Raw genomic sequence first — 14,806 nt, 5'->3', positions numbered from 1 at the left:
TATAATCATGTCAATTGAATAGAGAACACAAAGTTAGTAGAATTAAGTTAATAAGGATATACAGGAGGCTTTTAAATGACTCACATTCAATTAGATTATGGCAAGACTTTAGAATTTTTTGGGCAACATGAACTTGATCAACAAAAAGGTATTGTTAAAACTATCCATAAAACAATCCACGAAGGAACTGGCGCAGGTAGTGACTTCTTAGGATGGGTTGATTTACCTGAAGATTACGATAAAGAAGAATTTTCAAGAATTGTAGAAGCATCTAAACGTATTAAAACTAATTCAGATGTATTAGTGGTTATTGGAATTGGCGGTTCTTACTTAGGCGCACGTGCAGCGATTGAAATGTTGACTTCTTCATTCCGTAATAGCACTGAATACCCTGAAATTGTCTTTGTGGGTAATCATTTATCTTCAAGCTATACACAAGAATTAGTTGAATATTTAGCAGATAAAGACTTTTCAGTGAACGTAATTTCTAAATCAGGTACTACTACTGAACCAGCAGTTGCATTTAGATTGTTTAAACAATTAGTAGAAGACAAATATGGTAAAAAAGAAGCAAAAGAACGTATTTTTGCGACTACTGATAAAGCGAAAGGTGCTTTAAAACAATTAGCTGATAATGAAGGCTATGAAACGTTTGTAGTACCTGATGATGTTGGCGGACGTTACTCTGTCTTAACAGCAGTAGGTTTATTACCAATTGCAACAGCAGGTATTAATATTGAATCAATTATGATTGGTGCCAACAAAGCACGTAAAGAACTTGCATCTGATAATTTAGATGAAAATATTGCATATCAATATGCTACTATCCGTAACATTTTATATAGCAAAGGCTATACTATTGAAATGTTAATTAACTACGAGCCTTCAATGCAATATTTCAACGAATGGTGGAAACAATTATACGGTGAATCTGAAGGTAAAGATTTCAAAGGTATCTATCCATCAAGTGCTAACTATACAACTGATTTACATTCATTAGGTCAATATGTTCAAGAAGGACGTCGTTTCTTATTTGAAACAGTTGTGAAAGTAAATAATCCTAAACACGACATTACTATTGAAGAAGATAGTGATGATTTAGATGGATTAAATTATCTAGCAGGTAAAACGATTGATGAAGTTAATACAAAAGCCTTCGAAGGTACATTATTAGCCCACACGGATGGTGGCGTTCCTAATGTAGTAGTCAATATCCCTCGTTTAGACGAAGAAACATTCGGTTATGTGGTTTACTTCTTTGAATTAGCTTGTGCGATGAGCGGCTATCAATTAGGTGTTAATCCATTTAACCAACCAGGTGTTGAAGCATATAAACAAAATATGTTTGCTTTATTAGGTAAGCCTGGATATGAAGATAAGAAAAAAGAATTAGAAGACCGTTTATAAGTCTGAATAAATGAATATAACTTAGAATTTTAAAGTCGGTATGGATGAACTTCCATATCGACTTTTTAGGTTCTATAGGTTTATATTAAATCTAAGGCATGAATTTGAACTACTACCTGTGACTGATTTATTGAGTTTAAGGTAGATTTATATGGTAAACAGTGTAAAATATTTCTATGAAACGATAACTGCTATTAATTTAGGAAGGATTTGATGTTACAGTGTTTCATCAAATTGAACAATGGTTTAACTTGCTACAAGATTTAGGATACTTCGCCGGCTTTATATTGCTTTATTTTAGAGCCATTGTGCCCGTACTTCCCTTAACGTTATACGTTATTCTGAATGTTCATGCATATGGTTTTTTGGTAGGGACTATCATCAGTTGGCTAGGGATTGTAGCCGGTACGTTTACAGTATTTTTCTTTTGCCGAAAATTTGTAAACGCCAACTTTTTGCAACGAATTAGAACACGGAAATCTGTTGAAAGATTGATACATTTTATAGATAGACAAGGATTAGTGCCAATATTTATATTGATGTGCTTTCCTTTTACCCCAAATACTCTAGTTAATTTTGTCGCTAGTTTATCACATATTAAAGCGAAGTATTACTTTGTGATTTTACTTGTTTCAAAATTAATTTCTATTACTTTTATAGCTGTGATGGGAAGAAGTGTAACTACTATTTTTACACATCCTATAAGAGCCATTGCGTTAGTTTTAATTACTATTGCATTATGGTTTATTGGGAAAAAAGTTGAACACCATTTTATGGGTGTTAACAAGGAGTGACATAGTGCGTCGAATAATCAAACTACTTGTAACTATTATCTTAGCTATATTATTTGTGTTGTTTATCCAAACTTTCATTATTAGAGGTGGCGTTGTGCCTAATAATGAGATGGCTTCTACTTTGAATAAAGGCGATCGCGTCATAGTCAATAAGATTAAGGTGACTTTTAATTTATTAAATGATGGAGATATTATTATGTATCGTCAAAATAATGACCTTCATTTTAGTAGAATTATAGGGAAGCCTGGCGAGTCGATTGAAGTAAGAGACGGCAAATTATATAGAGACGATAGACAAGTTGATAAAAATTATGCTAAAAATAGAGATATTAATAATTTTGCATTACGTGATATAGACGAGGCTGACGGAGATATTATTCCGCCAAATTCATATTTTGTGTTAAATGATAATGGTAATAAAAAAAGCGATTCTCGTACATATGGACTAATTGACGAAAAAGACGTCGTAGGAGATGTGAGTTTAAAATATTATCCATTTAAGGAATTTACCTATCAGTTTAATAAGTAGATGAGGTGTTAAGTTTGAAGAAAGAAATAATCGAATGGATTGTCGCTATAGCAGTAGGTTTATTACTTGTATGGGTAATGATAAACTTTGTCGCTAAATCATATACAATTAAAGGCGATTCAATGGACCCGACTTTAAAAGATGGCCAACATGTGATGGTTAATATTTTAGGTTATAAAGTTGGCGATGTTAAAAAGGGCAATGTCATTGTCTTCCATGCAAATAAAAGTGATGATTATGTAAAACGTGTGATTGGCGTACCTGGAGACAATGTAACATATAAAGACGATAAACTTTATATTAACGGCAAGAAAATTAAAGAACCATACTTAGACTATAATGAGAAACGTAAACAAGGTGAATATATCACTGGTTCATTTGAAACTAAAGATTTGCCAAATGCTAATCCAAACTCAAATGTTATTCCTAAAGGTAAATATTTAGTGCTTGGAGATAATCGTGAAGTGAGTAAAGATAGTCGTGCATTTGGTTTGATTGATAAGAATCAAATAGTAGGTAAAGTTTCATTTAGATTCTGGCCATTAAGTGATTTTAAATTTAATTTCAACCCAGATAATGATAAATAGAATAATCTAGTCATGTGGTTTTAAAGTAATTGTAAATAGTGGGGATTGGATATAGAAATTCAAGTTTGAATTCTATTCCAATCCCTTTTTATAACTTTATCAAATTATAAGGATAAAGCTTTTTAAGAACATATGTTCTATGGTAAAATAGTCTCAAAGGAGTGTGGGGAAACAATGGAATTAAATACATATCTTGGCAGAGCAGGGACAGGCAAATCCTACTACATGATTGAAAATATTAAACAACAAATGAAAGTGGATCCTTTAGGAGATCCAATCATTTTAATTGCACCTACACAAAGTACGTTTCAATTAGAGCAATCATTTGTAAATGACAAAGAGTTAAATGGTAGCTTGAGAACGGAAGTACTCCACTTCGAACGTTTAAGTCATAGAATTTTTCAGGAAATTGGGGGATTGACTGAAGAACGATTGACGCAAGCAGCTACAGAGATGATGATATACAATCTTGTTCAACAACATAAGTCTGAATTAAAACTGTACAAATCCCAAGTGAATTATTATGGATTTAGTGAGAAGTTAACCGAGCAGATACAAGATTTTAAAAAATATTCAGTAACACCAGACCATTTACAGACATTTTTACAAGAGAATGAAATTCAAACAAGAACGCGTCATAAGTTAGAAGACATCTCTCTTATCTATCATTACTTTGAAGAACGTATCAACGATAAATTTATTACTGCGGAAGATAGTTTAAATCATTTTATTGAAATCATGCATCAATCAGAGTGGATTAAACGTGCTGAAATTTACATAGATGGTTTCCATAACTTTTCGACTCTAGAATATCAAATCATTAAAGCACTTGTTCAAAATGCTAAACAAGTTACCGTACTTTTAACAACAGATGGTAATGAAGATCCATTTAGCCTATTTAGAAAGCCTTCAGAAGTGCTTACGCATTTACAAGAAATAGCTAATGACTTAGGTATCACTTTAAACCGTCAATACTTTAGAGAACAACATCGTTTTAACAATAAAGACCTACTCCAATTAGAACAACAATTCGATGCGTTACAAGTAACACCTAAAGCACATAAAGGTAATATCAAGATTCTAGAATCTTCAAATATGCGAGAAGAAGTAAATGAAATAGCACGACAAATTATTAAAGACACACGGGATGACCATTACAGATATCAGGACATTGCAATTTTGTATCGTGACGAAACATACGCATATCTATTTGATTCCGTGTTACCGCAATATAATATCCCATTTAATATTGATACTAAAAAATCCATGACACATCATCCAATTATGGAGATGGTGCGTTCACTTTTAGAGGTTATCCAAACAAATTGGAATATTAGTCCAATGATGCGTTTATTTAAAACGAATATTTTGTCACATCAATTTAAAGATAGCGACTATTTAATTGATTTACTGGAGAATTTTGTTGTTGAACGGGGCATATATGGTAAGCGTTGGTTAGACGAACAATTATTTAGCGTAGATAATTTCACTAAAATGGGACGAAAAGAACATAAACTTTCAGACGAAGAGCGTGAAACATTTGAACAAGTGGTTAATTTGAAAGTTGATGTTATAGATAAAATATTAAGTTTCGAAAAAGCTATGAACGATGCTTCGAATGTAAAAGGCTTTGCGACGGCTTTCTATGAGACTATGGAGTCCTTTGATTTACCGAAATATTTGATGGCTAAGCGAGACCAACTTGATGTGGATGGCTATCATGAAGAAGCGGAAGAAATCGACCAAATTTGGAATGGATTAATTCAAATATTAGATGACTTAGTTACTGTATTTGATGAAGAAGAAATGACGCTTAAACGCTTTTTAGAAGTATTTGATATTGGACTAGAGCAACTTGAATTTGTGATGATTCCACAAACGCTTGATCAAGTAAGTATCGGTACAATGGATTTAGCGAAAGTTGATAATAAAAAGCATATTTATATGGTAGGAATGAATGATGGTGCTATGCCACAACCCGTCTTCTCATCCAGCTTGATTACTGATGAAGAAAAGAAAGTATTTGAGCAACAAGCACAAGTAGAATTAAGCCCGACTGCCGATATTTTACAAATGGATGAAGCATTTGTATGTTATATCGCTATGACACGCGGGTGTGACCGTGTAACATTTTCTTATAGTTTGATGGGCGTGCAAGGTGATGATAAAGAGAAAAGTCCTTTCCTTAATCAAATTGAAGAATTATTTAATGGACTTGAAGTGACAAATATACACTATATTCATAACTCACAACCATTGACATTAATGGAACACCCACATCAAACAAAAGTTGCATTATTTGAAGCTTTAAAAGCCTGGCTTGAAGATGAAGCAGTAGCAGAAACATGGCTAGATGCATATCAGGTTATGCGCGATAATGACGAATTAAATGACGGGTTAAATTACTTATTAACATCTCTTACCTATGATAACGAAACTATCCAACTAGGTGAACAATTAGCTACTTCACTATACGGTACAACTATTAATGCCAGTGTATCGCGTTTTGAAGGGTATAATGATTGTCCGTTTAAGCATTATGCAAATTACGGTTTACGCTTAAATGAACGTACGAAGTATAAACTTGAAAATTTCGATTTAGGAAATATCTTCCATACAGCATTAAAATATATATCTGACAAAATAGAAGGCGATTTTAGACATCTAGATAATAAAAAAATTCATGCTTTAACTGTCGAAGCGTTAGAGAATGTCTTGCCACAAGTTCAATTTAATTTAATGGACTCGAACGCATACTATCGTTACGTCTCTAAACGTATCGGTGTAATTGTTGAAAGTACGCTTAAAGCGCTTCGTTACCAAAATGAAAATACTAAATTTAGACCACAACGATTTGAAACAGGATTTAGAAAGACACCACGTAATGAGGAAGAATTAATAGCGCAACCGCTCATTACTAAACAGGGCATTCCGATTAATATACGTGGCCAAATTGACCGCATTGATGCTTATACTAAAGACAATATAAGTTATGTTAATATAGTCGATTATAAATCCTCAGATACTAGTGCTAAATTAGATTTGAAAAAAGTATATTATGGTAAGCAAATGCAGATGATGACGTATATGGATGTAGCCTTACAAAATGCACACCGTCTAGGCCTTACTGAAGAAATAAAACCAGGTGGATTACTTTATTTCCATGTCCATGATGAACGACTCAAGTTTGATTCATGGGGAAAAATGAAAGATGATGCTTTAGAAGAAGACAACTTAAATAAAGCTTTTCTTAAAAAATATAAATTGCGTGGACTAGTTAATAGCGATATGGATGTCGTGGACGCGTTGGATATTCGATTAGACGACACGCCTCGATCAGATATTGTGCCTGTTACACTGAAAAAAGATGGTAATTTTTCGGCAAGGGATAGTAGTGTGGCAGATGAAACTACGATTCATAAATTTATAAAACATAATAAAGATAACTTTATAGAAACTGCATCAAATATTTTAGATGGTCATACAGAAGTGGCACCGCTTAAATTTGATAATAGATTACCATGTGAATTTTGTAGTTTTAAATCAGTCTGTCATGTAGATAACCTTATTGATAATAAAAACTATCGCTATGTAGACGAATCGATAGACCCAATACAAGCAGTTCAAGACGTAGAGTTAGAAAGTGGTGAAAATGATGAATAATATACCAGTTAAACCACCGGAAGCACAATGGACGGATGCCCAATGGCAAAGTATCTATGCGAGTGGGCAAGATACACTTGTGGCTGCCGCAGCTGGTTCAGGTAAAACTGCTGTTTTAGTAGAACGCATTATTCAAAAAATTATTAGAGATGAAATAGATGTTGATAAATTATTAGTAGTAACCTTTACTAATTTAAGTGCTCGAGAGATGAAACATCGTGTTGATCAACGTATCCAACAAGCATCAATTGATGATCCAAGTAATGAACATCTCAAAAATCAACGTATTAAAATTCATCAAGCTCAAATTTCAACATTACACAGTTTTTGCTTGAAAATTATTCAACAACATTATGATGTAATCGACCTTGATCCTAATTTTCGTACTATAACTGATATGGAAAATGAGCTATTGTTAGACCAATCAATTGATGAAGTGTTAGAAACGCATTATGAAGATCCGGCCGTGGAATTCGTAACGTTAGTAGAACAACTTTCTAATGACCGTAATGATGAAAACTTTCGTAGGATATTAAAAAACTTTTATAAATTTAGTATCGCTAATCCTTCACCATATGAATGGCTAGATCGTTTGGTTAAGCCTTATGAAGATGAAGAAATGTATCAAGTATTGCTTAAGGAATTATCTAATATAGCCAATGTCCGAATTACGGCAGCTTATGATGCACTAAGAGAAGCGGAAAGCCTCTTATTAAACTGTAATGCCGTTGAAAAACATCTTGATGTGGTTAAGGCTGAAAGAGCTTTTTGTGAAAAAGCAATAGAAGGCGGCGTGCTTAATAAAGAAGTATTAATTGAACATGAGCCAATTAAATTTCCAATGATGTCAGCTAAGATAAAAAAAGAAAATGATAATGAAGAGTTATTGGAAAATATTAAAGAATTCTATAAAAGTTATAGAAATAAAGTCATTGATGTAAAAAATGAATATTTCATGCGTTCGACTGAAGATTTAAAACAAGATATGCGCAAGTTAGTCCCAAGAGTGCAGTATCTCATACGTGTAGTTAAAGATATTATTGAAACTTTTGGCCAAAAAAAACGTAATAGAAACGTATTGGATTTCTCTGATTATGAACAATTTGCATTGCAGATTTTAACAGATGAACAAGGCAACCCATCTTCAATAGCAAAAGATTACCGTCGTCAATTCGAAGAAATACTAATTGATGAATATCAAGATACTAACCAAGTCCAAGAAGCTATTATCTCAAAGATAAAGCGTGGAGATGAGTCCAACGGTAACTTATTTATGGTAGGAGACGTTAAGCAATCAATCTATAAATTTAGACAAGCCGATCCTACATTATTTATGGGTAAATATAATCGTTTTGAAAAAGACAATGATGGTACTGGTTTACGTATTGATTTGTCTAAGAACTTCCGTTCAAGACAAGAAGTTCTCTATACTACTAATTATCTTTTTAATCATATGATGGATAAAGAGGTAGGAGAAATTGACTATGACGCTGACGCTCGATTATATTATGGCGCTACAAAATACTCGGAAAAGAGAATGCCACTTGAATTACATGCTTTAGTGAAATCGGAAGATGCTTCGCTTGATAAAGATAAAAAAGAACAAGAAGCATATTACATTGTTGAACAAGTCAAACATATTTTAGAAGAACAAGAAGTCTATGATATGAAGACGGGTAGACATCGCAAGCCATCTTATAAAGATATTGTGATTTTAAGTAGAGATGTGAAGAACTCACGTAACATACAGAAAGCCTTTAAAAATAGTCGTATTCCGTTTCACGTTAATAGTAAAGAAGGATATTTTGATCAAACTGAAGTTCGTTTAGTCTTGTCGTTTTTAAGAACAGTGGATAACCCGCTTCAAGATATCTATCTTGTTGGTCTCATGCGTTCAGTTATCTATCAATTTACTGATGATGAATTGGCACAAATCCGTGTCACAAGTTCTAATGATGATTATTTTTATCAATCTATTATGCATTACATACAAGATGAGGCATCACCAAAAGAATTGGTGGCGAAATTACACTACTTTATTAATGATTTAGAAATGTATCAAGACTATAGTCAAGACCATGCCGTGTATCAATTAATAGATAAATTTTACAATGACCATTTTGTTATTCAATATTTTAGTGGGTTAATAGGCGGAAAAGGCAGACGCGCTAACCTGTATGGGTTATTTAATAAAGCTATTGAATTTGAAAATTCAACGTTTAGAGGATTATATCAATTTATTAGATATATCGATGAACTAATTGAACGGAACCAAGATTTTGGTGAGGAAAATGTGATAGGCCCTAATGATGATGTTGTACGCATGATGACAGTTCACAGTAGTAAGGGACTTGAATTTCCATTCGTCATCTATGTCGGGTTAACTAAAGAATATAAAGTAAAAGAATTAGGTGCGCCACTTCTGCTTAATCAAAAATATGGACTCGGCTTGCAGTACTATGATTTGGAACAAAATATTTCGTTCCCATCTCTTCTCTCGTTAATTATTAAAGAAAATGCGAAAAGAGAAATGATTTCCGAAGAGATGCGTTTGATTTATGTTGCTTTAACTCGTGCTAAAGAGCAACTCATCCTTATTGGAACGGTTGATAAAGAAGATAAATTAATCAGTTATGAAAAGAAAACTATTTCAGATAATCTATTAGCTTCACATGAACGACTTGAAGCCAAATCATCATTCGAATTAATTTTCAGTATACTAACAAAACATAAATCGACATCGCTCGTTCCAGAATATCAATTTGAACGCTCAATTGAAGATTTAGAAGATAGTCTTTATCCAACTGTTGACGTTAAGGTCCAACACTTTGATGACCTTGACATTACGATAGATAATGAAGAAAGCGAACATCGTACGGTTGAAGATATTGAAACAGGTGGTTCTAACGATGATGGGTTAAAACAACAAATTAATGAACAATTATCGTTTAAGTATCCTTTTATAAAAGATACAGAAAAGCCTTCGAAACAGTCAGTATCTGAGTTAAAACGTCAATTAGAAACTGAAGAAAGTGGTACTAGTTACGAGAGGGTACGTCAATATAGAATAGGCGTTTCAACATATGAGCGACCTAAGTTCCTTCGAGGAGATAAGAAACGTAAGGCAAATGAAAGAGGTACGTTAATGCATACGGTTATGCAGCACTTACCATTTAAAGAAGAACGTTTAACTGAAACGGAGTTAAATGATTATATAGATAAGTTGATTGACAATCATATTATAGAAGAAGATGCTAAAAAAGATATTCAGTACGAAGAAGTGATGAGATTTATTCGAAGTGACTTGTATATGAGAATAACTCAAGCAGATAAAGTCTTTCGAGAGTTACCATTTGTGGTTAATCAGGCAAGGGTAGATGAGATGCCAGAGGAAGATGAGGATGTGTCTATTATTCAAGGGATGATTGACTTAATTTTCTTAGAAGATAATCAATATTACTTTGTAGATTATAAAACGGATGCTTTTAACAGACGACGAGGTTTAACAGACGAAGAGATTGGCGTCCAACTACGCGATAAATATAAAATTCAAATGAAGTACTATAAAAATACCTTAGAGACTATTTTAAATTCTAAAGTATATGGCTATCTTTATTTCTTCCAATTTGGGCAATTAAGCATTGAAGAAGATGAGTAAGATAGCAATATCATGAGGTATCAAACAGAGAATATACCAAATTTCTAAAATTTCAGACAGATATATTTGTGATTTAATTATATTTAAAGTTATAATATGAAATAAGATATAGATGAGGAGTTGATACTGAATGAAATTTTTATCATTCAAATATAAAGACGCTGAATCTTACGGCGTTAAAGTTAAGCGTGAAGACGCAGTATGGGATTTGAAACAAGTTTTTGCTGAATTTGGTGAAGGAGATTTTCATCCTAAAACGTTATTAGAAGGTTTACAACAAAACCAAACGATTGATTTCCAAGAACAAGTTCGTAAAGCTGTTGTAGCTGCAGAAGATAGTGGCAAAGCTGATAATTATAAAATCGCATTCAATGATATTGAATTTTTACCACCAGTAACGCCTACAAATAACGTAATTGCGTTTGGTCGTAACTATCAAGATCATGCGAGCGAGTTAAACCATGAAGTGCAACGCTTATATGTATTTACTAAAGCTGCTTCATCTTTAACTGGTAGTGAATCAACAATTCCAAATCATAAAGATATCACAGACCAATTAGATTACGAAGGTGAACTAGGTATTGTAATTGGTAAATCTGGAGAAAAAATTCCTAAAGCTTTAGCATTAGACTATATTTACGGTTACACAATTATTAATGATATCACAGACCGTACTGCTCAAAATTCACAAGATCAAGCATTCTTATCTAAAAGTTTAACTGGTGGTTGCCCAATGGGTCCATACATTGTAACTAAAGACGAATTACCAATGCCGGAAAATGTTAACATCGTAACTAAAGTGAATAATGAAATTCGCCAAGACGGTAATACGAGTCAAATGATTAACAAAATTGACGGTTTAATCGAAGAAATTTCTAAATATGTAGCATTACATCCTGGTGATATTATTGCTACAGGTACGCCAGCTGGTGTAGGTGCAGGTTTAGAACCACCTCGCTTCTTACAACCTGGTGATGAAGTTAAAGTTACAATCGACAATATCGGTACTTTAACTACGTACATTGCAGAAGATAGTGAATAATTCGAAATATTAATTTTCATGAAAGACTGGGGCATTTCCATAAATGTCTCAGTCTTTTAGTTTGTGTAGCGATAAACGGAAATGAATCTGAGTTAAAATCTTACTTGATTCATTTCTAGTTGCTTTTGCTCAATTGGGAGAACAAAATCTTTAAAAATTCATGAGATTACTGGTGGTATTTTCTTATTTTGCAATTTTTTAATCTTTATAAAAGTCGTATATGTTATGATAAATAGGTGAAATGAAATTATAAGTATTGGGGGAATTCGGTCTTGTTACATATGCATATATTAAGTTGGGTATTAACAATTGTGTTATACGTCATTGCGTTCTTACACATTTCAAAATCTCAAGGCCCAACGCCTATGTTCAAACCTTTACAAATGGCGTTAAGAGTCTTTATGTTATTAACATTATTCTCAGGTTTTTGGATTTTAATTCAAGAATTTATCGCCGCTAGTCATGGTGGTGGAGGCAACCACATGCTATTAACATTGAAAATGTTATGCGGTCTTGTCGTAGTCGCACTTATGGAAGTATCGATTGCGAAAAGAAAGAAACACGAAGCAAGTCATGGTTTATTCTGGACAACTATCGTCTTAATTATTATTACAATGTTATTAGGCGTTATTCTACCTTGGGGACCATTAACAAAAATGTTTGGCCTAGGTTAGACGCATTAAAATGAACAAATAAAAACTCGAACGTGTGAGAAACCTCCATATAAGGATTTTCTTCTCACACGCTCGAGTTTATTTTTTTGGCTCTCTGTCAAATCGGACTGATGAAAAAGTCAGGTTGATTTAGTATAGAACCTTTTTTACAAATCGCGTGATTTATAACCAATCATATTGATTAAATCTTTCGGATGGCTATATGGTGGGGCATAAGCGACTTCAAATTCTGTAAGTTCATCAACTGTCATGCCATTCATCATAGCCATTGTTAATACATCAATACGTTTATCTACGCCTTCTTTACCTACAGCTGCAGCACGTAAAAGTTGACGATTGTCTTTATTGAAGTGAACACGTAAATGTATGTCACTATTTCCAGGGTAATAACCGGCATGAGCCCCTGAAGTTACTTCGATCATTTGATAATCAAACTGATTTAATTCAGAAGGTTTCACCCCAACACTTGAAAATGTATAATCAAAGAATTTTACAATATTTGCTCCAAGATATCCTTTAAACGTAATGTTTTGATTGCCTGCAAATTGTTCTGCTATCACGCTAGCGCCACGATGAGCGCCCCAGGCTAAAGGTACTTGTGCTTTTAAATCTACATGACGATAAAATGAACTAATCACATCGCCTAATGCATAAATGTTAGGTATATTTGTTTCGAATTTGTCATTAACAGGTATGAATCCTTTTTCATCTAACTTAATATTTGATGATTGAATAAAGTTTGAATTAGGATGTGTTCCCACACCTTCGACAATTAAATCATAGTCTTCTTGAACGCCAGATTTAAATGTCACTGTGTGTGCTTCGACTTCTGTTATTTCTTCATTTAAACGATAAGTAATATTCCGATTATTTAATTCATCAAAGATAGCTTGATTCATATCTTGATCCATTAGTTTATTCACACTCTCAGAACGGTGAATCAACGTCACATCTAAACCACGATGATGTAGATTCTCTAACACTTCTAATGAAATATAGCCTGCACCTACGACTAATGCTTTTTTGGCATGATGTTTATTAATATATTGGTCAATAGCATCAGTATCTTCCATATTTCGTAAAGTGAATATCATGTCGCTTTCGAAACCTAATGTATTAGCGCCAGCACCAGGACTTAATATTAATTTATCGTAAGATTCTTCAAATTTCTCGTTAGTTTGACGATTTAATACTGTTACAGTCTGTTTGCTATCATTAATTTCGACTACTTCATGATATGTTTTTACTGTAATATCTTTTTTGTTTTTGAACGTCTCTGGGGTAATTGGCAAGAGTTTACCACGTTCAGTAATAACTTGACCGATATAGTAAGGTAAGCCACAATTGGCAAAACTCATGTCGCGGTCCTTTTCAAAAATAATAATTTCGCTTTCTTTATCAAGACGACGTATTTGGCTAGCGCACGTAGCGCCACCTGCGACTGCTCCGACGACTATAATCTTATTCATATACAATCCTCCATCATTATTTATCATTGAAAAAAGAGGTGAGCGTGCATACTAGTTAAAGTGCTATTCTCACCTCTAGAACTCGGTTTATCCTTTATAAGGTATATTAAGTTTAAAGAAATCGTTGAGATAACGGCCAATACCATCTTCATTGTTAGAAAATGTAATATGGTTAGCGACATGTTTCAATTCATCAAGACCGTTGTCCATTGCGATACCATATTTGGCATATTTAATCATTTCAGTGTCATTATCTTCATCGCCAAATGCAATAATACGAGATGAATCAATATTCAAATAATCTTTTACATGGTCGATTCCACGTGCTTTACTTATACCACGTTTAACGATTTCTATAACCGGAAACGGCGCGCCCCAACGACGATGTTCGATATTTTCCGCATAGAAACGCGTCAACATTTGTTTGAGACGAGGAATATTTACCTCTTCGGCTTCTACTAAGATAGAAGTTGGCGCTTCATTTAAACCTTCCAATAGATTACCTGTTTCTATTTTAGGATTTCCCATTGAAAAGCCTTCAAAGAGGCGTGGGTCATGGCTATTAATAAAGACATGATCACGAACTTCAGCAATAATATTGGTCACATTGGCTTTTTGAAGCATTTCTATCATATTTTTAGCTAAATCGACATCTAATACTTCATGTGTTGTTTCAAAATCATCTGATTTTGGATGATGAACATAGGCGCCATTAAAATTGACAATCGGTGTATTCATGTCCAATTCGTGATAGTAAATTTGACTAGCACGGTATGGACGACCAGTCGCAATCATAATTTGGTGGCCTTGTTTTTTCAATGTTGTTAAAACTTGTTTTGTATAAACACTAATTTCTTTATCATCATTTAATAATGTTCCGTCTAAATCTAGACAAATTAAATAAGGTTCCATAAGTTTCTCCTTGTTACTTTTCATCGTATTTCTCTTTATTTCTCATTTAGTTGTATCATAGCATTTTATTG

10 protein-coding genes are annotated in these 14,806 nt (G+C 33.3%); 8 read left to right on the top strand and 2 right to left on the bottom strand.

Annotation, left to right across the window (positions count from 1 at the left end; all coding sequences use genetic code 11):
* Window positions 1–75 precede the first annotated feature (75 nt).
* The 8 genes from FH144_RS03405 to FH144_RS03370 all read left to right on the top strand — a co-directional run bounded on the left by FH144_RS03405 (window position 76) and on the right by FH144_RS03370 (window position 12,354).
* Complete coding sequence (locus FH144_RS03405) at window positions 76–1,407, top strand: glucose-6-phosphate isomerase (protein WP_242313648.1); 1,332 nt, start codon at window positions 76–78, stop codon at window positions 1,405–1,407.
* A 221-nt stretch (window positions 1,408–1,628) separates the two neighbouring features.
* Window positions 1,629–2,201: a TVP38/TMEM64 family protein gene (locus tag FH144_RS03400; RefSeq protein WP_242313646.1), complete on the top strand. Its 573-nt coding sequence runs from the start codon at window positions 1,629–1,631 to the stop codon at window positions 2,199–2,201.
* Window positions 2,202–2,205: 4 nt separating this feature from the next.
* Window positions 2,206–2,730: a signal peptidase I gene (gene lepB / locus FH144_RS03395; RefSeq protein ID WP_242313644.1), complete on the top strand. Its 525-nt coding sequence runs from the start codon at window positions 2,206–2,208 to the stop codon at window positions 2,728–2,730.
* A gap of 14 nt (window positions 2,731–2,744) precedes the next feature.
* The gene (gene lepB / locus FH144_RS03390; protein ID WP_107507451.1) at window positions 2,745–3,317 is read left to right on the top strand and encodes a signal peptidase I; all 573 of its coding nucleotides are present in this window, start codon (window positions 2,745–2,747) and stop codon (window positions 3,315–3,317) included.
* 174 nt (window positions 3,318–3,491) lie between these two features.
* Window positions 3,492–6,980, top strand: coding sequence for a helicase-exonuclease AddAB subunit AddB (gene addB, locus FH144_RS03385; protein WP_242313643.1), 3,489 nt, complete (start codon window positions 3,492–3,494; stop codon window positions 6,978–6,980).
* A complete protein-coding gene (gene addA / locus FH144_RS03380; RefSeq protein WP_242313642.1) occupies window positions 6,973–10,638 on the top strand; it encodes a helicase-exonuclease AddAB subunit AddA in 3,666 nt (1,221 codons plus the stop codon). Before addB ends, addA begins: the two co-directional genes overlap by 8 nt.
* Before the next feature lie 130 nt (window positions 10,639–10,768).
* A complete protein-coding gene (locus tag FH144_RS03375) occupies window positions 10,769–11,680 on the top strand; it encodes a fumarylacetoacetate hydrolase family protein (RefSeq protein WP_107507454.1) in 912 nt (303 codons plus the stop codon).
* 272 nt (window positions 11,681–11,952) lie between these two features.
* Entirely contained in the window at window positions 11,953–12,354 is a 402-nt protein-coding gene (locus FH144_RS03370) for a YisL family protein (protein WP_242313641.1), read from the top strand.
* Window positions 12,355–12,500: 146 nt separating this feature from the next.
* Here FH144_RS03370 and FH144_RS03365 read toward each other — a convergent pair whose 3' ends face one another.
* Window positions 12,501–13,823, bottom strand: a complete 1,323-nt coding sequence (locus FH144_RS03365; RefSeq protein ID WP_242313640.1) for a CoA-disulfide reductase — start codon at window positions 13,821–13,823, stop codon at window positions 12,501–12,503.
* 87 nt (window positions 13,824–13,910) lie between these two features.
* Entirely contained in the window at window positions 13,911–14,735 is an 825-nt protein-coding gene (locus tag FH144_RS03360) for a Cof-type HAD-IIB family hydrolase (RefSeq protein ID WP_107507456.1), read from the bottom strand.
* Window positions 14,736–14,806: the final 71 nt, after the last annotated feature.

This window comes from Staphylococcus sp. acrmy, assembly GCF_022690565.1.
Classification (GTDB): domain Bacteria; phylum Bacillota; class Bacilli; order Staphylococcales; family Staphylococcaceae; genus Staphylococcus; species Staphylococcus caledonicus.
The sequence above is the reverse complement of the archived record's forward strand: the minus strand, read 5'-3'. Positions and strand labels throughout refer to the sequence as shown.

Coding starts and splice junctions, on each gene's coding strand:
- FH144_RS03405 (WP_242313648.1), top strand. CDS start 76: ATGACTCACATTCAATTAGATTATGGCAAGACTTTAGAATTTTTTGGG.
- addB (WP_242313643.1), top strand. CDS start 3,492: ATGGAATTAAATACATATCTTGGCAGAGCAGGGACAGGCAAATCCTAC.
- addA (WP_242313642.1), top strand. CDS start 6,973: ATGAATAATATACCAGTTAAACCACCGGAAGCACAATGGACGGATGCC.
- FH144_RS03375 (WP_107507454.1), top strand. CDS start 10,769: ATGAAATTTTTATCATTCAAATATAAAGACGCTGAATCTTACGGCGTT.
- FH144_RS03365 (WP_242313640.1), bottom strand. CDS start 13,823: ATGAATAAGATTATAGTCGTCGGAGCAGTCGCAGGTGGCGCTACGTGC.
- FH144_RS03360 (WP_107507456.1), bottom strand. CDS start 14,735: ATGGAACCTTATTTAATTTGTCTAGATTTAGACGGAACATTATTAAAT.